The sequence below is a fragment of the Streptacidiphilus jeojiense genome, from assembly GCF_000719095.1.
Taxonomy (GTDB): domain Bacteria; phylum Actinomycetota; class Actinomycetes; order Streptomycetales; family Streptomycetaceae; genus Streptacidiphilus; species Streptacidiphilus jeojiensis.
On sequence record NZ_JOEH01000021.1, the window covers coordinates 199,474 to 222,042 of the forward strand.

Annotated in this window: 21 protein-coding genes; 19 read left to right on the plus strand and 2 right to left on the minus strand. The window is 70.8% G+C overall.

Going from position 1 to position 22,569, the window contains the following annotated elements; all coding sequences use genetic code 11:
• Positions 1-36 precede the first annotated feature (36 nt).
• The 3 genes from IF29_RS0127085 to IF29_RS0127095 are packed head-to-tail and all read left to right on the plus strand — an operon-like array spanning position 37 to position 3,724.
• Positions 37-939 (plus strand): amidohydrolase family protein, encoded by a 903-nt coding sequence (locus IF29_RS0127085; RefSeq protein WP_051726059.1) that lies wholly within the window; start codon positions 37-39, stop codon positions 937-939.
• Complete coding sequence (locus IF29_RS48615; RefSeq protein ID WP_030260117.1) at positions 936-2,621, plus strand: thiamine pyrophosphate-dependent enzyme; 1,686 nt, start codon at positions 936-938, stop codon at positions 2,619-2,621. The genes IF29_RS0127085 and IF29_RS48615 overlap by 4 nt, the downstream gene beginning before the upstream one ends.
• 44 nt (positions 2,622-2,665) lie before the next feature.
• Entirely contained in the window at positions 2,666-3,724 is a 1,059-nt protein-coding gene (locus tag IF29_RS0127095) for an Ldh family oxidoreductase (RefSeq protein ID WP_232242472.1), read from the plus strand.
• Positions 3,725-3,791: 67 nt separating this feature from the next.
• Here the strand turns inward: IF29_RS0127095 and IF29_RS0127100 are convergent, their stop codons facing one another.
• Complete coding sequence (locus IF29_RS0127100) at positions 3,792-4,202, minus strand: cupin domain-containing protein (RefSeq protein WP_030260121.1); 411 nt, start codon at positions 4,200-4,202, stop codon at positions 3,792-3,794.
• A gap of 194 nt (positions 4,203-4,396) precedes the next feature.
• Here IF29_RS0127100 and IF29_RS46990 point away from each other — a divergent pair, with 194 nt between their 5' ends.
• The 12 genes from IF29_RS46990 to IF29_RS0127160 all read left to right on the plus strand — a co-directional run bounded on the left by IF29_RS46990 (position 4,397) and on the right by IF29_RS0127160 (position 16,010).
• Positions 4,397-4,981, plus strand: coding sequence for a carboxymuconolactone decarboxylase family protein (locus IF29_RS46990; RefSeq protein WP_037596769.1), 585 nt, complete (start codon positions 4,397-4,399; stop codon positions 4,979-4,981).
• On the plus strand, positions 4,978-5,970 hold the full coding sequence (locus IF29_RS46995; protein WP_037596771.1) for an ABC transporter permease: 993 nt from the start codon (positions 4,978-4,980) through the stop codon (positions 5,968-5,970). The genes IF29_RS46990 and IF29_RS46995 overlap by 4 nt, the downstream gene beginning before the upstream one ends.
• A gap of 77 nt (positions 5,971-6,047) precedes the next feature.
• Complete coding sequence (locus tag IF29_RS0127115; protein ID WP_198037564.1) at positions 6,048-7,268, plus strand: sugar ABC transporter substrate-binding protein; 1,221 nt, start codon at positions 6,048-6,050, stop codon at positions 7,266-7,268.
• A complete protein-coding gene (locus tag IF29_RS0127120) occupies positions 7,269-8,873 on the plus strand; it encodes a sugar ABC transporter ATP-binding protein (RefSeq protein WP_063757617.1) in 1,605 nt (534 codons plus the stop codon).
• Between the two features lie 80 nt (positions 8,874-8,953).
• Complete coding sequence (locus IF29_RS0127125; RefSeq protein ID WP_030260130.1) at positions 8,954-9,883, plus strand: LysR family transcriptional regulator; 930 nt, start codon at positions 8,954-8,956, stop codon at positions 9,881-9,883.
• A 143-nt stretch (positions 9,884-10,026) separates the two neighbouring features.
• Complete coding sequence (locus IF29_RS0127130) at positions 10,027-10,977, plus strand: VOC family protein (protein WP_030260131.1); 951 nt, start codon at positions 10,027-10,029, stop codon at positions 10,975-10,977.
• A complete protein-coding gene (locus IF29_RS0127135; RefSeq protein WP_030260133.1) occupies positions 10,974-12,425 on the plus strand; it encodes an NAD-dependent succinate-semialdehyde dehydrogenase in 1,452 nt (483 codons plus the stop codon). Before IF29_RS0127130 ends, IF29_RS0127135 begins: the two co-directional genes overlap by 4 nt.
• Positions 12,426-12,440: 15 nt before the next feature.
• Complete coding sequence (locus tag IF29_RS0127140) at positions 12,441-13,247, plus strand: fumarylacetoacetate hydrolase family protein (RefSeq protein ID WP_030260134.1); 807 nt, start codon at positions 12,441-12,443, stop codon at positions 13,245-13,247.
• Entirely contained in the window at positions 13,244-13,654 is a 411-nt protein-coding gene (locus IF29_RS0127145; protein ID WP_051726060.1) for a VOC family protein, read from the plus strand. Before IF29_RS0127140 ends, IF29_RS0127145 begins: the two co-directional genes overlap by 4 nt.
• A 4-nt stretch (positions 13,655-13,658) precedes the next feature.
• A complete protein-coding gene (locus IF29_RS0127150; protein ID WP_030260139.1) occupies positions 13,659-14,471 on the plus strand; it encodes an alpha/beta fold hydrolase in 813 nt (270 codons plus the stop codon).
• Positions 14,468-14,932, plus strand: coding sequence for a GlcG/HbpS family heme-binding protein (locus IF29_RS0127155; protein WP_030260143.1), 465 nt, complete (start codon positions 14,468-14,470; stop codon positions 14,930-14,932). Before IF29_RS0127150 ends, IF29_RS0127155 begins: the two co-directional genes overlap by 4 nt.
• Entirely contained in the window at positions 14,925-16,010 is a 1,086-nt protein-coding gene (locus tag IF29_RS0127160) for a uroporphyrinogen decarboxylase/cobalamine-independent methonine synthase family protein (protein WP_030260144.1), read from the plus strand. The genes IF29_RS0127155 and IF29_RS0127160 overlap by 8 nt, the downstream gene beginning before the upstream one ends.
• An 85-nt stretch (positions 16,011-16,095) precedes the next feature.
• On the opposite strand, the gene IF29_RS0127165 is transcribed toward IF29_RS0127160, so the two are convergent.
• Positions 16,096-17,064, minus strand: a complete 969-nt coding sequence (locus IF29_RS0127165; protein ID WP_232242475.1) for a LacI family DNA-binding transcriptional regulator — start codon at positions 17,062-17,064, stop codon at positions 16,096-16,098.
• Between the two features lie 252 nt (positions 17,065-17,316).
• On the opposite strand from IF29_RS0127165, the gene IF29_RS0127170 reads away from it, so the two are divergent.
• The 4 genes from IF29_RS0127170 (at position 17,317) to IF29_RS0127185 (ending at position 22,493) form a co-directional block, all read left to right on the plus strand.
• Positions 17,317-19,305, plus strand: coding sequence for a glycoside hydrolase family 127 protein (locus IF29_RS0127170; RefSeq protein ID WP_030260149.1), 1,989 nt, complete (start codon positions 17,317-17,319; stop codon positions 19,303-19,305).
• Positions 19,306-19,375: 70 nt separating this feature from the next.
• Complete coding sequence (locus IF29_RS0127175; protein WP_030260152.1) at positions 19,376-20,629, plus strand: sugar ABC transporter substrate-binding protein; 1,254 nt, start codon at positions 19,376-19,378, stop codon at positions 20,627-20,629.
• Positions 20,630-20,691: 62 nt separating this feature from the next.
• Positions 20,692-21,684, plus strand: a complete 993-nt coding sequence (locus IF29_RS0127180) for a carbohydrate ABC transporter permease (protein WP_030260155.1) — start codon at positions 20,692-20,694, stop codon at positions 21,682-21,684.
• Complete coding sequence (locus tag IF29_RS0127185; RefSeq protein ID WP_030260157.1) at positions 21,681-22,493, plus strand: carbohydrate ABC transporter permease; 813 nt, start codon at positions 21,681-21,683, stop codon at positions 22,491-22,493. Before IF29_RS0127180 ends, IF29_RS0127185 begins: the two co-directional genes overlap by 4 nt.
• Positions 22,494-22,569 lie beyond the last annotated feature (76 nt).

Here is a 22,569-nt window from a genome sequence, read left to right on the forward strand (position 1 = left end):
CGCCATCCCGGCGGACATTCACGAAAGAGGACCCGCATGTTCATCGTCGACACCCAGATCCACGTCTGGAAGGAAGAGACCCCGGACCGCCCCTGGGTGCCCGGTGCCCGTGAGCGGATCCGGCTGAACGGCCACCGCGAGGAAGCCTTCAGCTACCAGGAGGCCATCGGCCTGATGGACGAGGCCGGAGTGGACCGCGCGCTGATCCTGCCGCCGTCCTGGGAGGGCGACCGGATCGACTACTCCCTGGAGGCCTGTGAGGCGTACCCGGACCGTTTCGGCATCATGGCCCGGATCCCGCAGAACAAGCCGGCCGAGGGTGCCGCGATGATGCGTGACTTCGCCCAGAACCCGCACGTCAAGGGCACCCGGCTGACCTTCCACCGGCCGATCGACCGTAACTGGATGATCGACGGCACCAATGACTGGTACTGGCCGCTGGCCGAGGAGCTCGACATCCCGACCATGGTGCACGCGCCGGTCTGGAAGGCCGAGCTGGGCACCATCGCCGGCAACCACCCCGGTCTGAAGATCATCATCGACCACATGGGCATCATGGCCCGCTGCGTGGACGACGCCATCGGCTACTGGGCCCAGGAGACCGCTGACCTGTACGAGCACCCCAACATCTATGTCAAGGTCTCGGCCATCCCCGGCTACTCCACCCAGCCCTTCCCCAACCTGAACATCGCCAAGTACGTGCACGCGATGGTGGACCGGATGGGCAAGGAGCGCTGCTTCTGGGGCACCGACATCACCCGTCTCATGGGCCACGGCCTGACCTGGAAGGACACCATCGACCAGTTCACCGAGCACTTCGGCTTCACCGAGGAGCAGCTTGAGTGGATCATGGGCCGCGGCATCAGCGAGGTGCTGGGCTGGCCGATCCCGGCCCAGACGCCGGCCGAGGCACCGGCCAAGGTGGAGGCCGCGCGATGACCGACGAGCGCCTCGACGGCGGCGAGGCCGTCCTGGCCGCCTGTCGGAGCCTGGGCGTGGACGTGGTCTTCGCATCCTCCGGCTCGGAGTGGGCCCCGGTCTGGGAGGCGCTGGCGCGCCAGGACCGGGACGGCACCGCGGGGCCGCGCTACGTGGACCTGCTGCACGAGACCCTGGCGGTGGCCATGGCCACCGGCTACGGCCTGGTGACCCGCCGGCCGCAGCTGGTGCTGGTGCACGCGGTGCCCGGACTGCTGCAGGGCGCCTGCGGGGTGCACGGCGCGCTGCTGGCCGGGGTGCCGATGGTGGTGGCCTCCTCGGAGTCCACCAGCTACGGCGACGGCCACGGCGCCGACCCCGGCTCGCAGTGGTACCGCAACCTCTCGATCGTGGGCGGCCCGCAGGCCGTGGCCGCCCCCTGGACCAAGTGGTCCACGCAGGTCGGCGACGTCTCCACGGTGTACGGCTCGGTGGTGCGGGCGGCGGAGATCGCCGCCCGTCCCACCGCGGGACCGGTCTACCTGAACATCCCGGTTGAGGTGTTGCTCGACGAGTGGACGCCGCCCGCGCTGGTCGGCCGGGCGATCCCGGAGGCCGGCCGGCGGGTCAGCACCTCGGCCGATCTGGAGCAGGCCGCCCGGCGGCTGCTGGCCGCCGAGCGTCCGGTGATCGTGACCGAGTCGGCCGGACGGCACGAGGACGGGTTCGAGGCGCTGCTGGAACTGGCCGAGACCCTCGCCGTCCCGGTGATCGAGCCGCAGGCGGCGGTGTGCGCCAACTTCCCGCGCACCAGTGCGCTGCACCGCGGCGGCGACACCGCCTCGGCGGTCGCCGACGCCGACCTGGTGGTGCTGCTCTGCTGCCGGGCGCCCTGGTACCCGCCGAGCGACCGGCCGGTGGCCGCGGACGTCCTGGTCATTGACGACGTACCGCACCGCCCCTACGTGGACTACCAGGTGCTGGGCGCCGACCAGTACCTGGAGGGCGACATCGGCCCCACCCTGCGCGCGCTGACCGGCGCCGTCCGGGAGCTGGGCGTGGACGAGCAGAAGGTGGCCGCCAGGCTCGCCGCGCTGACCGTGCCCCGCACCGCGCCGGCCCCCCGGCAGCCCGCCGAGCACTGGATCGACCCCGGCGACGTGGTGGACTGCCTGCGCGAACTGCTGGACCCGGACGCGGCGGTGGTCGACGAGACCATCACCCACGCCCGGACCGTGCAGCAGCGCCTGCGGGCCGACCGCCCCGGCCGCTACAGCTACGTCCAGGGCGGACTGGGCCAGGGCATCGGGGTGGCCCTCGGGGTCAAGATGGCCGACACCGACCGGGAGGTGGCACTGGTCATCGGGGACGGGGCGATGCTCTACAACCCGATCGTCCAGTCGCTGTCCGCGGCCCGGCAGTTGGACCTGCCGATCCTGATCGTGGTCTTCAACAACCGCCAGTACCGCTCCATGAAACTCAACCACCTGCGCTTCTACCCCGACGGTGCGGCGGTGCGCGAGGACGACTTCCGCGGCGTCGACCTCGACGGGCAGCCCGAACTGGCCAAGGTGGCCGAGTCGTTGGGTGTGCTCGGGCTCAGCCTCACCGAGCCGGAGCAGCTCAAGTCCGGCCTGGCGCAGGCGCTGGCGAGCGTCCGCAGCGGGGTCAGTGCCCTGGTGGACGTCCGCGTCTCGATCTGATCAATCGTCAATCATCAAGCCCTCTCGACCTCATGGAGGTTACTGTGGCCAAACCACGCACCATCGTGCCGGAGAAGGCGCTGCGCACGCTGGTCAGCGACCTCTTCGTCGTGTCAGGGACCAGCCGGGAGCACGCCGACACCGTCGCCGACGTCCTGGTCTGGGCGAATCTGCGGGGGGTGGACTCCCACGGGGTGTCCCGGGTCCCGCGCTACCTGGAGCTCCTGGAGAGCGGCGAGGCCAAGGCCAGGCCGCGGATCCAGGTGGACCGGTTCAAGTCGGCCGTCGCCATGGTCGACGCCGACTCGGCCCCGGGCCCGGTCGCACTGACCCGGGCCATGGACGAGGCCGTGACCATGGCCCGCGAGGCCGGTGCGGCCTGGGTCGCGGTGCGCGGAACCGTGCACACCGGCGCCATCGGCTACTACACCGAACGGGCCGCCCAGTACGGGATGATCGGCCTGGGCATCGTGGCGGGCGTTCCCAACATGGCCTACCCGGGCGGCTCCGGCGCGGCCGTGGCGACCAGCCCGCTCTCGGTCGCCGTCCCCGCCGGACGCCATCCGACGGTGCTGCTGGACATGGCCACCGCGGTGATCGCGCTCGGCCGGATCGCCCAGCACAAGGCCGCCGGGACGCCCCTGCCCGAGGGGGCCGCCCTGGCCAAGGACGGGCAGCCGACCACCGATCCGGCGCTGGCGGCGGTGCCGCTGCCGATGGGCGGGGCCAAGGGGGCCGGCATGTCGCTGGTCTTCGAGCTGATGGCCAGTGGACTGACGGCCAACCCGATCGTCAGCTCCTTCCACAGCGACGACCCCGAGGGGCGGAAGCACCGTCAGAACGCGCTGCTGATGGCCATCGACATCGCCGCCTTCACGCCGGTCGAGCAGTTCCGGTCGCTGGTCGACGAGACCGTGGAGACCATCAAGGCACTGCCGAAGAGCGACCCGGACGGCAGGCTGCTGCTGCCCGGTGAGCGGGGTTCCCGCACGCTCGACGAGCGCATCCTCAAGGGCGTGCCGGTGCCGGACGCGCTGCTGGCCAAGCTGGTCGCGCAGGCCCAGGCCCGCAAGGTCGCCGTACCGGAGGGGATCCCCCACTAGGCACGGCGAAAGGCGACGGTCCGGACCGGGGGCGGGCACCCCGGTCCGGACCGCGTCGTTGTGGCCCTCAGCTGTCGGCGACCATCCGGTCCTCCGGGGTCAGGTGTTCCACGGTGACCCCGGTGGCCATGAAAGTACGCGTGACATATCCGGAGTCGTACACCCACAGAATGGTCATCGGAGTGTCTCCGGTGTTACGGAAAAGATGGGGTATTCCGGCTTCGACATAAGTCGTGTCGTACTGCTGCAACGCGGTCGTCACACCGTCGATCTCGACCTCCGCGGAGCCGCCGAGGATCGTGACGTGTTCCACGCAATTGTGGGTGTGCAAAGGCGCCCCGGTGCCCACCGGGTACGTACTGATGCCAGAAGTCAAGGTGGTCTTCTCGACCGCGCTGGCACGGGTGACCAACGGGATCGTCTCCACGCTGCCACCCCTGTTGAGCCTGGTCACAGCCGCTGCTTTGATGATGGTCACGGGGTCTCCTCTAGGTTTCTTCCGGTGCCCGGTCAGGCTAGACCGCACCCGGTCCGAGCAGCGCCGCAGGACGCGCACACTAATGTTTCGCCGCCTGCACCATGAATCATCGGCCGACTGTGGACAGCCACTCGGCATTTCAGCAGTGTTAACCCACCACCAACTCCGGCGGTCTTACGAAGGAGGACGCGACGATGCGTCTTGGACCCCTTACCGATCTCAGCCCCCGGCAGCAGGAGATAAGCGACCGAATCACCGCCCGCCGGGGCGGTACCCGTGGCCCGTTCCTGGTGTGGCTGCGCAGCCCGGAACTGTGCGAGAAGGTCGAGGCGCTCGGCGCCTACTGCCGCTTCGAGTCCTCGCTGCCGCTGCGGCTGACCGAGCTCTCGCTGCTGATCGCGGCGCGCCACTTCGACGCCCAGTACTCGTGGAACGCCCACATCGACAAGGCCGTCGAGGCCGGCGTCTCCCGCGCCGCGATCGAGCGGCTGGCCCGGGACGAGGACCCGCAGTTCGACGCCAAGGACGAGCAGCTGCTGTACGCCTTCGCCACCGAGGTGCTCCAGGAGCACTTCGTCGCCGACGCCGTCTTCGCCGAGGCGCTCGCGGCCTTCGGCGAGCGGGGCCTGGTCGACATCATCGGCTGCCTCGGCAACTTCTCCATGCTCTCCATGCTGCTGAACACCTTCCAGGTGGACCTGCAGGCCGACCGCGAGCCGCCCTACCCGGACATCCGCGGCTACACCAGGGTCGCGCCCCGTTCCCGGAAGACGGCGTGAGCGCCACCCTCCAGGACACCCGGCTCGAACAGCCCGGCCGGGCGAACCTGGTCCACACCATCGGTTCGCGCTTCTCGCTGATCGGCGTCTGGGTGGTCCTGGCCGTCGTCTACGCCGCCACCGAGCCGGGCACCTTCCTGACCTCCGGTACCTTCCAGACCATCTTCGGCAGCCAGCAGGCGCTGGTGTTCCTGACCGCCGCGCTGCTGTGCACCATCACCATCGGCGAGTTCGTGGACATGTCGGTGGCCTCGACGCTGGGCCTGTCGGCCATCCTGGTACCGGTGCTGACGGTCGACCACGGCTGGAACGTCTGGCTCGCCTCAGTGGTGGCGATCGCGGCGGCGGCCCTGGTCGGAGCCGTCAACGGCTGGCTGATCGTGCGCCTGGGCGTCAACACCATCGTGGTCACCCTGGGCATGGCGACCTTCCTGCTCGGCATCGCGCTCTGGGTCAGCAACCTGACCCCGGTCAGCGGACTGAGCCACAGCTTCTCGCTGATCGCCCTGCAGGACGTGGCCGGCCTGCCGCTGGGCTTCTGGGAGGGGCTGGTGCTGATGCTCGGCTTCGCCTACCTGCTCGCCTGGACCCCGCTGGGCCGCAACATGCGCTTCGTCGGCGCCAACCGCGAGGTCAGCCGACTGGCCGGGATCCAGGTCAACCGGATCCGGTTCGGCTCCTTCGTCGCCGCCGGCACCATCGCCGGCGTGGGCGGGGTGCTCTCCTCGGCCGCCACCGGCGGGTTCGACCCCACCATCTCGCAGAGCTACCTGCTCCCCATCTTCGCGGCCACCTTCCTCGGCACGGCCGTGCTGGAACCGGGCCGGTTCAACCCGCTCGGCACGCTGATCGCCGTCTACTTCCTGGCCACCGGCATCCTCGGCCTGCAGCTGCTCGGTGTGGCCGGCTGGGTCTCCGACGTGTTCTACGGCGGCGCCCTGGTGATCGCGGTGACCCTGTCCACCCTGCTGCGCAGGCGCTCGGTCTGAGCACCGCCGCCCGTCCCACCCCCACCCCCCTTTTCTTCAAGGCCCGTACAGCCCGTACAGAGGAAGGCGCTACCGCTATGCGTAAAACCGCTCTGACGTTCCGCTCCGGCCGTTCCACCGGTTCCACCAGACCGCTCGGCCGCCGTGCCGCGGCGCCGGTGGCGCTGGCCGCCGTCGTCGCCATGGCGCTGAGTGCCTGTTCCTCGTCGTCGACCGGTACCGGCGGCAGCGCCGGCGCCTCCGGTTCGGCCCCCGCCGTCGGCGGAACCGCCACCGCCACCGCCAATGTGGCCAAGCTGACCGAGGCGCTCAGCAGTTATCCGGTGCCCACCGCCACCCTGTCCGGGGTGTCCGCGCTCAAGGGCAAGACCGTCTACTACATCCCGATCACCCAGCAGGCGGCCCAGTTCACGGTCACCGGCACGGCGCTGAAGCAGGCTCTCGCCTCGGTCGGCGTCAACCTGCAGATCTGCAACGGCGGTTCCAACCCCTCGACCATCGCCGCCTGCGTCAACCAGGCGGTCGGCGCGGGTGCCGGGGCCATCGTCACCGACTCCATCCCCTACGCGCTGGCCGGCAACGCCCTGGACGCGGCCCGGGCCAAGAAGATCCCGGTGCTGGTCACCGACCAGATCGCGGACAGCGCCCACCCGGCCGACTCCACCCTCGGCTACATCGAGGGCGCCGGCAGCGCGCAGCTGGTCGCCATCGCCGACTGGATCATCGCCGATTCCAACGGCAAGGCCAAGGTCGTCCTCAACGAGAGCACCGACTCCCCGTCCACCGTCGCCTATGTGACGAAGGCTCAGGAGGAGTTCAAGCAGCTCTGCCCGGACTGCTCGGTGACCGTCAACAAGATCTCCTCGGCCAACTTCTCGCTGATCGCCTCCTCGACCAGCTCCACCGTCCTGCGCACCCCCGGGGTGCAGTACGTGGTCTCCGAGTTCGACCAGTACCTGCAGGTCACCCAGGGCGGGGTGCAGCAGTCCGGCAAGGCCGCCTCGGTCAAGGGCGTCTCCTCGGCGGCGGGGACCGCCGGACTGACGCAGCTCAAGTCGAAGAACTTCCTCTACGTCGACGCCGGCCAGGCCTCGGCCTACCAGGGCTGGGCGACCGCGGACGCGGCGCTGCGGCTGATGCTGGGTCAGACCCTGCCCGACTACACCATTCCGATGCGCCTGTTCACCCGGGACAACGTCGGCTCGATCACCATAGACAGCGCCAACGAGGCGTCCGGCGCCTGGTTCGGGCCGACCGACTTCACCTCGAAGTTCAAGACCCTCTGGGGGGCGGCGTAGATGACTGCCGAGCACTTCGCCGGGCCCGGCGGGCCCGGCGCCGTGCCGCGGCTCCAGGTGACCGGGGTGAGCAAGACCTTCGGTTCCAACCGGGCCCTGCACGAGGTGAGCCTGGAGGTGGCCGCGGGCGAGATCCACGGACTGATCGGGCAGAACGGCTGCGGCAAGTCCACCCTGACCAAGATCCTCACCGGCTACCACGCGGCCGACCCCGGCGGCTCCATCCGGGTCGACGGCCAATCGCTGCGCCAGCCGGTGCGGCCGCTGGACGCCCGCGCCCACGGGGTGGGCGTGGTGCACCAGAGCCTGGGTCTGGTCGACGACCGCACCGTGGTGGAGAACCTGCGGCTGGGCCGGTTCCGCGCGCACGGCGTGGCCCGGCACATCGCCTGGCGGCACGAGCGCGAGCAGGCCCGGGCGGTGCTGGAGCGGCTGGGCCGCCCGCTGCCGCTGCAGGCGCTGGTGGGCAGCCTGTCCGAGGAGGAGCGCGCCACCGTCGCCATCGCCCGGGCGCTGCAGGACACCCAGGACGGCCGGGGCGTGGTGGTCTTCGACGAGTCCACCCGCTCGCTGACCCGGGCCGCGCTGGAGGCCTTCTACGCGATGCTCGACGACGTCGTGGCGACCGGCACCTCGGTGCTGCTGATCAGCCACAGCCTGGAGGAGGTGCTCGCCGCCACCGACCGGGTCACCGTGCTGCGCGACGGACGGACCGTGGAGTCCGGCCTGCGCACCGCCGAGCTCAGCGAGGCGGACCTGGTCCACGCGCTGCTGGGCCGGGCGCTCGACGGCGCCGGGGCCCGCAAGCCGGCGGACCCGGACCGACCGGTGGTGGAGATCCGCGCGGTGGCCGGCAAGGGCGTGCAGGAGGCCGGGCTGGACATCGCCCGGGGCGAGATCGTCGGGGTCACCGGACTGACCGGGGCCGGACACGAGGAACTGCCCTACCTGCTGACCGGCGTCAGGACGGCGGAGCAGGGAACGGTGTCGATCGACGGCAGGGCCGTGCGGCTGGCCGGACTGGACTGCGCCGGAGCGATCGAGGCCGGCATCGTGCTGGTGCCGGAGGGCCGGGAGCGGCAGGGGCTGGCCCTGGAGCTGTCGGTGTCCGAGAACCTGGTGCTGCCGCAGCGCGGCGGCCCGGGACGCCGGGCGCTGTCCCGGCTGGACCGTTCCCAGGACCGCGAGCTGGTGGCGGAGTGGGTGCGGACCCTGGACATCAAGCCGCCGCGGCCCGACCTGAACGTGGGTCAGCTCAGCGGCGGCAACCAGCAGAAGGTGCTGCTGGCCAAGTGGCTGGCGACCCGGCCGCAGCTGCTGGTGCTGCACGAGCCCACCCAGGCGGTGGACGTCGGGGCGCGCCATGCCATCGCCGAGGCGATCAGGGCCGCGGCCGACGCGGGCTGCGCGGTGCTGGTGGCCGGCTCCGACGAGAACGAACTGGCGGTGCTCTGTGACCGGGTGCTGGTCTTCCGCGAGGGCCGGATCGCGGAGGAGCTGACCGACGACGTGCCCGCCGAGCGGATCGTCCAGGCAATCTATCGGGATGCTGTGCGGCGACCTTTGCGCAGGTCAAGGGTTCCGCAGCAGACGAGGAGAACGTAAGGTCACGGCCAGAGCGGTACCCGCGGGGCAGTTCCTCCGCGCAGCAGTCAAGCACCATGCACACAGCACGAAGGAGTCCTGTGGATCGCATAACCGTGATGCGGAGCTTTGTGAGCGTCGGCGAGCAGGGCAGCTTCAGCCAGGCCGCCCGCCGCCTCGGCGTCTCCGGCTCGCTGGTCTCCCGGCACATCACCGAACTGGAGCACCAGTTGGGGACCCGGCTGGTGAACCGGACCGCCCGGGCGGTCACCCTCACCGCCACCGGACGCCGGTACTTCGACTTCGCCCAGCGCATCATCGACGAGATCGACACCGAGGACGCCGCGCTGCGGGGGGCGCAGGACAAGGCCGAGGGCCAGCTCGCGGTGATCTGCCCGAAGTGGATCGGGAACCTGGACCTGGGGGAGGCGATCGCGGACTTCGCGGTCGACCATCCGAAGATCCATGTCCGATTCGAGGTGGGCGGAATGTCGGACCGCACCTTCGACTTCCTGGACCGCGGTTATGACGTCGCTTTCCACACCAGGGGGCTGCGCGATTCCACCCTCCTTGTGCGGAAGGTGTCCGACCTCGATTTCATGCTGTGCGCGTCGCCGGACTACCTCAAGCGGCACCAGCCGCTCGTGGACCCGTCCATGCTCGCCGACCACGAATGCCTCGTGCACATCAACGACCCGCTCTGGCGGCTCTACCGCGAGGGCCAGGAGACGCACCTCAAGGTGCTGCCGACGGTCTACTCCTCCAACAGCTACCTGACCCTGCGCAAGGCCGCGGTCCGCGGCCGCGGGCTGGCCCTGATGCCGGTGCGCACCGTGGCCGAGGACATCAGGAGCGGGGTGCTGGAGCGGGTGCTGCCCGAGTACGCGGGCCCGGCCCGGTCCCTGTACGCGGTGCACTCGCCCGGCGCGCACACGATGCGCAAGGTCAGGGTGTTCCTGGACTACATCTCGGCCTGGTTCAAGCGGAACCCGATGACCACCGCCGGGACCCTGCACGACGTGCAACCTTAATGTGCCGGCTGCTGCCGTCCACCGCCCTTGAAGGGTGCGGGCCGCCCCGCCTAGGCTGGCCGTGAATTCACGGGGCCGGCAATTCCGGGGTATCGCCCCCATTTCCGAGTGCGCGAGTTCGCCGAATACGACGGGAAGGCCCCATGGCAATTATCCGGATTGAGCGCGCGGTGTACGGGGTCGAGGACGTGGCCGAGTGCACCAGGTTCTTCGAGGATTTCGGACTCGACCCGGTGCCGAAGTCCGGCACTGCGGTCGGTGCGTCGGTCGAACTGGCCACCAGGACCGGTCAGATCGTGGAACTGCGGCCGCTCGACGACCCCGACCTGCCGGCCGGCGTCGAGCCCGGGTCCACGATCCGCGAGATCGTCTGGGGCGTGGAGTCCCAGGCCGACCTGGACCGGCTGCACGCCGAGCTGAGCCGGGACCGCGAGGTCACCGTGGACGGCGACGGGGTGCTGCACACCGTGGACGAGACCGGCTACGGCATCGGCTTCGCGGTCGTCGCGCCGCAGGACTCACAGCCTGAGGATTCACAGCCAACTGACAGGCCGGTGAACCAGCATGGGGACGTCCGGCGCTGGAACGCCCCGATCGACCCCTTCGGGCGGGTCCGGCCGCTGCGGCTGTGCCATGTCGCGCTGAACATCCCCAAGGAGGGGCGCGAACGGGCCACGGGGTTCTACCTGGACCGGCTGGGCTTCCGCGCCACCGACGTGGTCAAGCCGATGGGCACCTTCATGCGTGCCGAGGGCGACTCCGACCAGCACACCATGCTGCTGTGCCACCGCCCGGACCGGGCCGGCCTCAACCACACCGCCTACGAGGTACGGGACTTCGACGAGGTCGTGCTCGGCGCCAACCACATGATCGAGCAGGGCTGGCGCGAGGCGCGGAAGCTGGGCCGGCACACGGTCGGCTCCAATGTCTTCCGCTTCGTGCACGCCCCCTGCGGCGGCCGGGTGGAGTACGCGGCCGACATGGACCGTGCGGACGACAGCTTCGAGACCCGGGTGCACGAGACCACGCCGCCGCACCACATCTGGACCCTGCAGACCAACCGCGACAACGACCGAGAGGGCGACCCGGCATGACCACCGCCACCAGCTCCTACCCGCCCCTGGCGCTGTACATCGACGGCGCGTGGACCGAGGGCAGCGGCACCCGCCGGGAGCCCGTCGTGGACCCGGCCACCGGGCAGGTGCTCGGCGAGCTCCCGCTCGCCGAGCCGGCCGACCTGGACGCCGCGCTGGAGGCCGCCGACCGCGGCTGGCGCAGCTGGCGGGACACCCCGATCGAGACCCGCTCGCGGATCCTGCACACCGCCGCCCGGCTGCTGCGCGAACGCGCGCAGGAGATCGGCCGGGTGATGACCATGGAGCAGGGCAAGCCGCTGGCTGAGGCCGCCGGCGAGGTGCAGCGGGTGGCCAACCTGCTGGAGTGGGACTGCGAGGAGGCCCGCCGGGCCTACGGCCGGATCATCCCGACCGGGCCGGGCGAGAACCTCACCGTGCTGCGCGAGCCGATCGGCCCGGTCGCCGCCTTCGTACCGTGGAACTTCCCGGCCGGCAGCCCGATGCGGAAGATCGCCGCCGCGGTGTCGGCCGGCTGCTCCATCGTCATCAAGGCCTCGGAGGAGGTTCCCGGCACCGCCGTCCTGATCACCCGGGCGTTCCACGACGCCGGGCTGCCGGCCGGGGTGCTCAACCTGGTCTTCGGCGTGCCGGAGGAGGTCTCCAGCCATGTGATCGTCTCCCCGGTGATCCGGTTCGTCGCCTTCACCGGGTCCATCCCGGTGGGCAAGCACCTGGCCCAGCGGGCCGCCTCGGTGATGAAGCCCTCGGCCATGGAGCTGGGCGGCCACGCCCCGGTGATCGTCTGCGCGGACGCCGACCCCAAGTCGGCGGCGGTGGCCTGCGCCCGCGGCAAGTACGCCAACGCCGGCCAGGTCTGCACCTCGCCCAGCCGCTTCTTCGTGCACCGCTCCATCGCCGAGGAGTTCACCACCGCCCTGGTCGAGGCCAGCGAGGCGGTCCGGGTCGGCAACGGCCTGGAGCCCGGGGTGCAGATGGGCCCGCTGGTCAACGCCCGCCGCCGGGAGGCGGTGCACCGACTGGTCACCGACGCCAGGGAGAAGGGCGCCACGGTCCTGACCGGTGGTGAGATCCCGGACGGGCCGGGCTACTTCTACCCGCCCACGGTGCTGGTCGACGTCCCGGCGGACGCGGCGATCCTCTCCGACGAGCCGTTCGGCCCGCTCGCCCCGGTGATCGTCTTCGACGACCTGGACGAGGCGCTGCGGCAGGCCAACGCGCTGCCCTACGGCCTGGCGGCCTACGGCTTCACCAACCGCGCCGACACTGCGGACCGGCTGGTCCGCGGCTTCGAGGCGGGCATCCTGTCGATCAACCACACCGGCGGCTCGGTGCCGCAGGCGCCCTCCGGCGGCTACAAGGAGAGCGGCTACGGACGCGAGGGCGGCGCCGAGGGCCTGGACGGCTACCTGGTCACCAAGCGGGTCTCGCACCGGCTGCAGGCCTGACATGGGAGTCCTGAGATGAGGTGGATACGCTTCCGGGCCGGTGGGCGCACCGGCTTCGCCGCACTGGACGAGGTGGGGGTGCACCCGGTGCACGGCGAGCCCTGGGCCGAACCCGAGCCCACCGGTGAGCTGCTGACGCTGGATCAGGTCGAGCTGCTGCCACCGGTGGTGCCGCCGACCTTCTACGCGGTGGGCTACAACTACGCCGACCACGTCCGCCACGTCGCCGAGCGGATGGGGACGAAGCCCAACCTGCCCGAGCGGCCCGAGGTCGGCTACCGCGCCGCCAACGCGCTGACCGGCCACGGGCAGCCGGTGGTCCGTCCGGCCGACTTCACCGGACTGCTGGAGGCCGAGGGCGAGTTGGTGGCGGTCATCGGCCGGCGGCTGCGCCGCTGCTCGCGGGAGGAGGCCAGGGCCGGGGTCTTCGGCTGGACGATCGGCAACGACGTCAGCGCCCGCGAGTGGCAGCGCGCCGACCGCACCTTCTGGCGGGCGAAGAACAGCGACAGCTTCAAACCGATGGGGCCGTGGATCGAGACCGAGGTCGACCCGATGGCCTCCACCACCACGGTGACGCTGAACGGGGTCACCGCCGCCGAGTTCGCCACCGGCGGCATGATCTTCGACCCCTACGACTACATCGTCGAGACCTCCCGCTACATCACCCTGCACCCGGGCGATGTGCTGTGGATGGGCGCCGACGCGACCGTGGCGATGAACGTCGGCGACACGCTCTCCGTCGAGATCTCCGGTATCGGCGTCCTGAGCAATCCCGTCGTCCAAGAGGAGCCGCCCTCGGCGGCCGAGGAGAACCCATGAGTACCCGACCTGCCTACATCCACCACGTCAACTTCCCCACCACCGACCCCGATCGGACCGCCGCCTGGTACACCCAGGTGTTCGGCCTGAAGCGGATCACGCCCAAGAGCAACACCAAGGTCGTGCTGATGACGCGCGGCAACTTCGACCTGCACTTCACCCCGGTCGAGGAGATGGACCGGATGTCGCCGTACCACTTCGCGATGGAGGTGGAGGACTGGGACGAGTTCCTGGAGCACCTCAAGTCGCTGGGGATCCGGCACACCCGGCCGATCGAGCGCCCGGAGAACAACTCCAAGTTCTGCTACATCCACGACCCCGACCACACCATGATCGAGCTGGTCTACCACGGCAACCGACCGCCCCTGGGCGGCGGCAAGCCGGCGACCGCGCACGGAGCTGAGTGACCCGATGCCTTACGCGAAGACTGCTGACGGCACGTCCGTCTACTACGAGACCCACGGCGAAGGTCCCGCCGTCGTCCTGGTGCACGGCTCCGGCGGGCACCATGCCGCCTGGTGGCAGCAGGTGTCGGCGCTGAGCCGCCGCTACACCGTGGTCACCCTGGACCTGCGCGGCTTCGGCCGCACCTCGGACGCGGCCGCCGCGGTCGACCTCAGCGAGGGGCTGGACGCCGGGCTGTTCCCCGGCGACATCATCGCGGTGCTCAAGGACGCCGGGATCGACCGGGCCGTGCTGGCCGGCCAGTCCATCGGCGCGGTGGCCGCGCTGCGCGCGGCGCTGGCCGAGCCGGGGCTGGTGGCCGGGGTGGTGCTGGCGCACTCGCTGGGCGGCATCAGCGACCCCGAGCTGTCCCCGCTGGTCGCCGCCGACCGGGCCGAGGCGGTGAAGCTGCCGGTGCTGGACCGGCTGCTGACCCGGGCCTTCCGGGAGACCGACCCGGCCAAGACCTTCCTGTTCCGGCAGATGGGCACCTTCAACCGGGCCAAGATGCAGGACCTGCGGAACCTGGACACCGACGGCCCGACGGTGGCCGAGATCAACGCCTCCGGCATCCCGATCTACTTCCTGGCCGGCGCGGACGACGCGGTGCTCAGCGGCAAGACCGTGACCCGGGCCGCCGAACTGCTGGACCACGCGCACCTGGACCTGGTCCCGGACGCGCCGCACGCCATGTACTGGGAGAAGCCGGAGCTGTTCAACGCGGCCCTGGAACGCTTCCTCCAGCTGGCCTACCCCAACGAGGAGACGGTGACCGCATGAGCGCCCCATCCCTGGCCCTGGCCACCCGGCTGATCGAGGACGCGCGCAAGCACGCCACCGAGCTGGGCAAGGCGCTGAGCATCGCCGTCGTCGACTACGGCGGCTTCATCGTGGCGGTGGAGCGGATGGACGGCGCCCGCCCGATGACCCCGAGCATCGCCCTGTCCAAGGCCTACTCGGCGGCCGTGATGCAGCGTCCGACCGTCAAGCTGCAGGGCTGGTCCGCCAGCGACCCGGTCTTCTTCAGCCAGGTCGCCCGGATGGGCCAGCACCCGATCGTCGCCACCAAGGGCGGCTTCACCCTCAAGCAGGACGACGAGATCATCGGCGGTGTCGGCATCTCCGGCGGCAGCCCCGACGAGGACGAGGCGATCGTCCGGGCGATCGTCGCCGCCGCCGGCCTGAGCACCGACTTCCCGGACTGGGCCGGCCTCAAGAAGGATGTCGAGAACCGTGGCTGACGACTTCAAGTACCACATCGACCACCACGCGGGCCTGACCCCGCCGGCCGCGCTGCTGGAGGCACGGGCCGCCAACCTGCGCGGCGAGCTGGACGACGCCGGGCTGGACGCGGCCGAGGACGCCGCCGTCGCCGAGGCGGTCAGCACCCAGCGCCGGCTGGGCCTGGCGGCGGTCAGCGACGGCTGGTTCCGCAGGTCCGACCCGCTGAGCGTGGTCCACGACGGTGTCTCCGGCTTCGGGCCGGAGCTGCTCGGCGGGCCGGTGGCGGAGCTGCTCGGCGCTTCGGTCCCGGTGCGCCGCAGGGCGGTCGGGCCGCTGGAGCGGGCGGCGCGGCTGGCGCAGCACGAGAGCAGCGCCCTGCGCGGGGTCACCGAGTTCCCGCTGCTGGTCTCGCTGCCGTCGCCCGGCTACGTCGCCGAGCTCTCGGCCGTCGAGGGCGAGCAGCCGAAGGCCGTCGAGGAGGCCGGTGCGGCCCTGGGCGCGATCATCGGTGCGGAGGTCGCCGCGCTGGCGGCCGAGGGCGTGGCCTACGTACTGCTGCACAACCCGCTCTACGGCTTCCTGCTCAGCGCGCGGGGGGCCGAACGCGCCGCCGGACTGGGCCTGGACGCCGTCGAGCTGGTGGAGCGGATGCTGGCCGCGGACGCGGCCGTCCTCGACGGCCTGGAGACCCCGGACACCTTCCACCTGGGCCTGGACCTCAGCACCGGCGGAGCCGCCGACCTCAGCGCCGGCTATGCCGACGCGCCGCTGGCCGTCTTCCAGGAGCGCCAGCCGTTCGACCGGATCTGCGTCGAGTACCCGGTCCAGGAACAGGCCCGCTTCCCGCTGTCCGGGGTACGCCCCGGCGTCGTGGTCTCACTGGGCCTGGTCGACGTCCGCACCCCCGAACTGGAGTCGGTGGACGAGATCGTGGCCCGGGTGGACGCCGCAGCCGAACAACTCGACATCGACGACATCGCCCTGTCGACCAACGGCGCCTTCACGGCGGAGAACAGCCTGACCGCCAATCAGGAGCGGCTCAAGCTCCAGCTGGTGGAGATGGCAGCGCGGTACTTCTGGGGCAACGAGCTCTGACCGCGGGCGGGTGCTGTCCAGCGAGCGACCGGGGGGACGCTCGCCGGGCAGCACCTTTTGCGTTGCGCCGGACGGCGGCGCCCGGTCACGCCGACTCGCGTACCACCAGGCGGCAGGGGACCTGGTGCAGTCCCGGGCTGGGGTTGGTGTCGATGGCCTCCAGCAGGCGCAGGGCCGCGATCCGGCCGATCTCGACCAGGTCGACGTCGATGGTGGTCAGCGGGGGGCGGGCGGCCAGGGTCATGGTGTCCCAGTTGTCGTAGCCCACCACCGCGACCTGTTCCGGCACCGGCACGCCGCGTTCGCGCAGGGTGTCGGTGACCCCTCGGGCGATCTGGTCGTTGCCGCAGAAGATGGCGTCCGTGTCGGGCGCCGCGCGCAGCACCGCGTCCGCGGCGCGGCGGCCCCAGGCCTCGCTCCAGTCGCCGAAGTGCACGCGCCCGGTGGAGAGTTCGAGGGACGCCTGCTGCAGCAGGCTGGTGGTGAAGCGGGCCCGGTCGCTGGCGGCGGCGTGGTGCGCCGGTCCGGTGACATGGGCGATCCGGGTGCGGCCGGAGCCGAGCAGGTAGTCGACGGCCAGCTGGCAGCCGTGTCTCTCGTCGGAGACCACCGAGGTGTCGGCCGGGTCGGTCGACGGTGACAGGGCGTAGACCACCGGGATCTCCCTGACCCCGGTCAGCGGCGGACGCGGATCGGTGCGGCGGCCGGTGACGATGATGCCGTCCACCCGACGGTCCATCAGATTGCCCAGATGGTGCTGCTCGCGGATCTGGTCGCCCCTGGTGTCGCAGAGCAGCACCGAGATCTTCCCGGCGCCCAGCGCGTCCTCCGCGCCCAGCAGGACCGGGGTGCTGAAGCGGCCGATGCCGTCGGTGGTCATCAGCCCGACGGTCCAGCTGCGCCCGGTGTGCAGGCTCTGGGCCTGCGGGTTGGGGCGGAAGTCCAGGGCCTGGACGGCGTCCAGCACGCGTTGGCGGGTCTCGGGACGCATCCTGCCGTTGCCACTGAGGGCTTTGGACGCGGTCCCGACGCTCACACCGGCGAGCGTGGCCACGTCCGTGAGGGTGGTGGCCCTCGTCCTGGCGGGAGAGCGAACCGGGTCCGACACGGGCAATCCTTTTCTCACTTGGGCTTGGTTCCCTCATAGTGCCAGCGAAGACCCGTGCTGACCAGTCGTGGGCAGACGAAAACCCGTCTTGCGCAAGCCCTTGACGGCCCGCCAGGTTGACCTTACGTTTCCGGCTTGGAAAAGGTTTGCTCAGCTTTCCAGCTCTCCTGCTTTCCCGGCAACGAACTTGGGAGTTCCATGTCCCGCACCGTCCCCACCTCCACCTCCACCTCAACCGCGACTGGTCCGGTCCGGCTCGGCCCGCAGGCGCGGGCCGCTCTGCGACCCACGGCCGGGCCGACGGTGACCGCGGGGTTCTGGGCCGAACGACGGCTGGCCAATGCCCGGGTGAGCATCCCGCAGGGCCCGGAGCTGCTCGAATCCGCCGGCAATCTGCACAATCTGCGTCTGGTCGCCGGAGCCGAGGAGGGGGCCTTCGAGGGCCACTACCCCTTCGTGGACTCCGACGTCTACAAGTGGCTGGAGGCCGCGTCCTGGCAGCTGGCCCAGGGCGACGGCGACACCGGCGCGCTGGCCGCCGAGGTCGAGCGCATCATCGCGCTGGTCGCGCAGGCGCAGGAGGACGACGGCTACCTCAACACCTGGTTCCAGACCGGAAAGGGCGAGGGCCGCTACTCGGACCTGCGCTGGGGCCACGAGCTCTACTGCGCGGGCCACCTTATCCAGGCCGCCGTCGCGCACCACCGGGCCACCGGGGGCGGGCAACTGCTCGCCGTCGCACGGCGTTTCGCCGACCACATCGACTCCGTCTTCGGACCGGAGCACAGCGGGCGGCCGATCGACGGCTTCGACGGCCACCCCGAGGTGGAGACCGCCCTGGTGGAGCTGTACCGGGAGACCGGCGAGCAGCGCTACCTGGACCTGGCCGGCTACTTCGTGGACCGGCACGGCCACGGGCTGCACGGCAACGAGGCCTACTGCCAGGACCGGGTCCCGCTGCGTGAGGCGGAGACGGTGGAGGGCCACGCGGTGCGCCAGCTCTACCTGCTGGCCGCCGCCGCCGACCTGGCGACGGAGACCGGCGAGGCTGCGCTGACCGAGGCGTCCGAGCGGCTCTGGCACGCCATGGCCACCACCAAGACCCATCTGACCGGCGGGGTCGGCGCGCACCACGACAAGGAGGACTTCGGCGACCCCTACGAACTCCCCAACGAGCGCGCCTACTGCGAGACCTGTGCCGCCATCGCCTCGATCCAGTTCAGCTGGCGGCTGGCCCTGCTCACCGGGCGGGCCCGGTACAGCGACCTGATCGAGCGCACCCTGTTCAACGGTTTCCTGGCCGGGGTCTCGCTGGACGGGGAGACCTGGCTGTACGTCAATCCGCTCCAGGTGCGCGACGGTTACGTCGACGCCGGCGGCGACCAGTCGTCGCGCCGCACCCGCTGGTTCCGCTGCGCCTGCTGCCCGCCGAACGTGATGCGGCTGCTGGCCAGCCTGGAGCACTACCTCAGCTCCACCGACGGGAACGGCCTGCAACTGCACCAGTACGCCTCGGGCCGTTTCAGCGGGGACGCCGCCGGCGCGCCCGCAGTTGTGAGCGTTAACACCGACTATCCGCGGGACGGCCGGATCCGGGTCACCGTGGAGCAGAGCCCCGAGCAGCCGTGGACGCTGTCGCTGCGCATCCCGGAGTGGTGCGACCGCTACTCGCTCCGGCACGGCGGCAGCGGCGACCCGGTCGCCGAAGCCGAAGCCGTCGCCGCCGAGGGGTGGCTGCGGGTGGAGCGGACCTGGGCGCCCGGGGACGAGGTGGTCCTGGAGCTCGACCTGACCCCGCGTCTGGTGGTCGCCGACCCGCGGGTCGACGCGGTGCGCGGCTGCGCGGCGATCGAGCGCGGCCCGCTGGTGTACTGCCTGGAACAGGCCGACCACCCCGGCGGCGGGCTCGACGACGTGTCGATCGACCCGGCCGTCCCGCTCACCGTCAAGGAGCGCCCCGACCTGCTCGGCGGCGTGGTCACCGTCCTCGCGGCCGGCAACCGGAGCACTCCGCCGCCCACCGCGTCCGGCTGGTGGCCCTACCGCGCCCGTCCGGAGGCGCAGGGCGAGGGCGGTCCCGTGCCGGCCCCGGACGGGGGGACCGCCATCGAGCTGACCGCCATCCCGTACTACGCCTGGGCCAACCGGAGCAGCGGCGCCATGCGCATCTGGCTGCCGACCGACTGAAGAACCGTCAGCACCACCCCTGTCCCATTCCCGTGTCGTACCGACACCGCAGACAACGAGGTCTACCAGCATGAGACATCTGAGCCGTACCCTCCTGGCCACCCTGCTGGCCACCGGCACGCTCGCCTCCGCAGTCGCCTGTTCCTCCGGCGGCGGCTCGGCGACCGGTTCCGGAACCGCCAAGGCGTCCACGTACACCTTCTGGGACCCGTACCCGCAGTTCGACGCCGGCTCCGCCTGGGCCAAGCTGGTCGCCTCGTGCGGCACCCAGGCCGGGGTGACCGTCAAGCGCACCGGGATGGACACCACCGACCTGGGCAACAAGGCCCTGCTCGCCGCCCAGCAGGGCAACGCCCCGGACGTGATGCTGGTCGACAACCCGGTGGTGTCCACGCTGGTGCAGGCCGGAATCCTGAACAAGACCAGCGACCTGGGCCTGGACACCTCCGCGATCCAGGCGAACATCATCGGCGCCGGGACGGTCGACGGCTCCGCCTACGGCATCCCGATCGGGGCCAACACCCTGGCGCTGTACTACAACAAGAACGTGCTGAAGGCCGCCGGGGTGGACCCGACGGCGATCAAGGACTGGGCCTCGCTCACCGCGGCGCTGAACAAGGTCAAGGCCGCCGGCAAGAAGGGCATCACCTTCTCCGCGATCGGCACCGAGGAGGGCAGCTTCCAGTTCCTGCCCTGGTTCTGGGGCGCCGGCGGCGACCTGACCAAGCTGAACAACGCCAACGGCGCAGCCGCGCTGTCGCTGTGGAAGGGCTGGGTCTCCGACGGGCTGGCCCCCAACGACGTGCTCAGCAACACCCAGACCACCAGCTGGCAGGAGTTCGCCACCGGGCAGTACGCCTTCGGCGAGAACGGCACCTGGCAGCTGGCCAACGCCGACAAGGCCGGGTTCCCGTACGGCGTGATCAGCATCCCGGCGCAGAACGGCGGGGCAGCCCCGGCGCCGACCGGCGGCGAGTTCGTCACCGTCCCGGTGCAGAAGGACTCCTCCCGGTACGACACCACCAAGAAGATCGTCACCTGCCTGACCAGCTCCGCCAACCTGCTCTCCACCGACACCACGCTGTCCTACATCGCGCCCACCAGCGCGGTGCAGACCCAGCAGGTGGCGGCCAACGCCGAGTTGAAGCCCTGGGTGACCGCGGTGGCCGCGGCCAAGGGGCGGACCAGCGGCGGTCTGGGCACCAAGTACCCGGTGATCTCCGAGCAGATGTGGACCGCGGTGCAGTCGGCGCTGTCCGGCGGCAAGAGCCCGCAGGCCGCCCTCGACGCGGCGCAGACCGCCGTCGCCAACCACCAGGGCTGAGCGGGACCCCCTTCGAGGGCCTGTCCCTGGACGTCGCCACCGCACCGAGGAGCCCCGTCAGCATGACCACCGTCCGAGCCGATCGCCTCCAGCGGTCACCAGCCACGTCCAGGGCGACCCCCGCCGAACCGACCGAACCGCTCGACCCCGCCGCGCGGACCCGGCGGCGCCGGCAGCGCCGCCGCAGCCAGCTCACCGCTTGGGCGTTCATCGCGCCCCTGGTCGGCTACCTCGCCGCCTTCTACCTCTATCCGCTGTACCGCAACCTCGATCTGAGCCTGCACCACTACACGGTCCGCTCCTTCGTCGACAACGACGCCCCGTTCTCGGGCTGGGCCAACTACTCCCAGGTGCTGCACGACCCGACGTTCTGGCCGGCCATGCGCAACACCATGGTGTTCACGCTGGTGTCGATCCTGCTGCAGTACGCGGCCGGACTGGCGCTGGCGGTCTTCTTCAACCGCGGCTTCCGGCTGTCCGGCACGCTGCGGGCGCTGTTCCTGGTGCCCTGGCTGCTCCCGCTGATCGTGTCCTCCTCGACCTGGGCCTGGATGCTCAACAGCGAGTCCGGGGTGGTCAACTACGGTCTGCACCTGGTGGGGCTTGCGCCGGTGGACTGGCTCACCTCGCCCAGCTGGGCGCTGACCTCGGTGATCGTCGCCAACATCTGGATCGGCATCCCGTTCAACCTGGTGATCCTCTACAGCGGCCTGCAGAACATCCCCGGCGAGCTCTACGAGGCGGCCTCGCTCGACGGCGCCGGGACCTGGCAGCAGTTCCGCCGGATCACCTTCCCGCTGCTGCGGCCGGTCTCGGCGATCACCCTGCTGCTCGGCCTGGTCTACACGCTCAAGGTCTTCGACCTGATCTGGATCATGACCAAGGGCGGTCCCGGGAACGCCTCGTCCACCCTGGCCACCTGGTCCTACCGGTTCGGATTCGGCTCGCTGCTGCCGCAGTTCGGCCCCGGGGCCGCGGTCGGCAACATCCTCATCCTGATCGCCCTGGTCTTCGGCCTGCTCTACATCCGCGTCCAGAGGAGGCAGAACGCATGACCCGCTCCCGCACCAGGACGGCCGTCGGCGTCGTGCTCACCGCACTGATGCTGTTCCCGGTCTACTGGATGGTCAATGTCTCGCTGACGCCGCAGCAGGACATGCGCAAGGACCCGCCGGACCTCTTCCCGCTGCATCCCACCTTCCAGGGCTACCAGGCCGTCCTCAACGACCAGCTGCCCTATCTGCTCACCAGCCTGCTGATCGGCCTGGGCACCGTGGCGCTGACCCTCGCGGTCTCCGCCCCGGCCGCCTATGCGCTGGCCAGGCTGCGCCCCCGGGGCGGCGGGGTGCTCGGCATGGTGCTGCTGATCGCGCAGATGATCCCCGGCATCGTGATGGCCATGGGATTCTACGGGATCTTCCTCAACTACGGTCTGATGAACACCTGGTGGGGCCTGATCGTGGCCGACTCCACCATCGCCGTCCCGTTCGGCGTGATGATCTTCACCGCGTTCATGTCCGGCATCCCGGACGAGCTGACCGCCGCCGCGCTGATCGACGGCGCCGGCAGCGTCCGCACCTTCTGGTCGGTGGTGCTGCCGGTCAGCCGCAACGCGCTGGTGACCGTCTCGCTGTTCAGCTTCCTGTGGGCCTGGTCCGACTTCGTCTTCGCCAACACCCTCGACAGCGGCGGCTCCATGCAGCCGATCACCCTCGGCATCTACCGCTACATCGGCAACAACAACCAGGAGTGGAACGCCATCATGGCCACCGCCGTGGTGGCCTCGATCCCCGCCGCGCTCCTGCTCGTGCTGGCCCAGCGCTATGTCGCGGCCGGCGTCACCGCCGGTGCGGTCAAGGACTGAACCGCCGCCGGCCCCTCGTACCGCTCCTCCGCACCACGGCACCAACCGCCCGGCACCACCCACCCGGCACCCGTCA

Excerpts from the sequence above, each read along its gene's own strand:
- IF29_RS0127170 (WP_030260149.1), top strand. The coding sequence starts at position 17,317 with ATGTCCCGCACCGTCCCCACCTCCACCTCCACCTCAACCGCGACTGGT.
- IF29_RS46990 (WP_037596769.1), top strand. The coding sequence starts at position 4,397 with ATGCGTCTTGGACCCCTTACCGATCTCAGCCCCCGGCAGCAGGAGATA.
- IF29_RS0127185 (WP_030260157.1), top strand. The coding sequence starts at position 21,681 with ATGACCCGCTCCCGCACCAGGACGGCCGTCGGCGTCGTGCTCACCGCA.
- IF29_RS0127140 (WP_030260134.1), top strand. The coding sequence starts at position 12,441 with ATGAGGTGGATACGCTTCCGGGCCGGTGGGCGCACCGGCTTCGCCGCA.
- IF29_RS0127130 (WP_030260131.1), top strand. The coding sequence starts at position 10,027 with ATGGCAATTATCCGGATTGAGCGCGCGGTGTACGGGGTCGAGGACGTG.
- IF29_RS0127145 (WP_051726060.1), top strand. The coding sequence starts at position 13,244 with ATGAGTACCCGACCTGCCTACATCCACCACGTCAACTTCCCCACCACC.
- IF29_RS48615 (WP_030260117.1), top strand. The coding sequence starts at position 936 with ATGACCGACGAGCGCCTCGACGGCGGCGAGGCCGTCCTGGCCGCCTGT.
- IF29_RS0127085 (WP_051726059.1), top strand. The coding sequence starts at position 37 with ATGTTCATCGTCGACACCCAGATCCACGTCTGGAAGGAAGAGACCCCG.
- IF29_RS0127155 (WP_030260143.1), top strand. The coding sequence starts at position 14,468 with ATGAGCGCCCCATCCCTGGCCCTGGCCACCCGGCTGATCGAGGACGCG.
- IF29_RS0127135 (WP_030260133.1), top strand. The coding sequence starts at position 10,974 with ATGACCACCGCCACCAGCTCCTACCCGCCCCTGGCGCTGTACATCGAC.
- IF29_RS0127120 (WP_063757617.1), top strand. The coding sequence starts at position 7,269 with ATGACTGCCGAGCACTTCGCCGGGCCCGGCGGGCCCGGCGCCGTGCCG.
- IF29_RS0127175 (WP_030260152.1), top strand. The coding sequence starts at position 19,376 with ATGAGACATCTGAGCCGTACCCTCCTGGCCACCCTGCTGGCCACCGGC.
- IF29_RS0127115 (WP_198037564.1), top strand. The coding sequence starts at position 6,048 with ATGCGTAAAACCGCTCTGACGTTCCGCTCCGGCCGTTCCACCGGTTCC.
- IF29_RS0127180 (WP_030260155.1), top strand. The coding sequence starts at position 20,692 with ATGACCACCGTCCGAGCCGATCGCCTCCAGCGGTCACCAGCCACGTCC.
- IF29_RS0127150 (WP_030260139.1), top strand. The coding sequence starts at position 13,659 with ATGCCTTACGCGAAGACTGCTGACGGCACGTCCGTCTACTACGAGACC.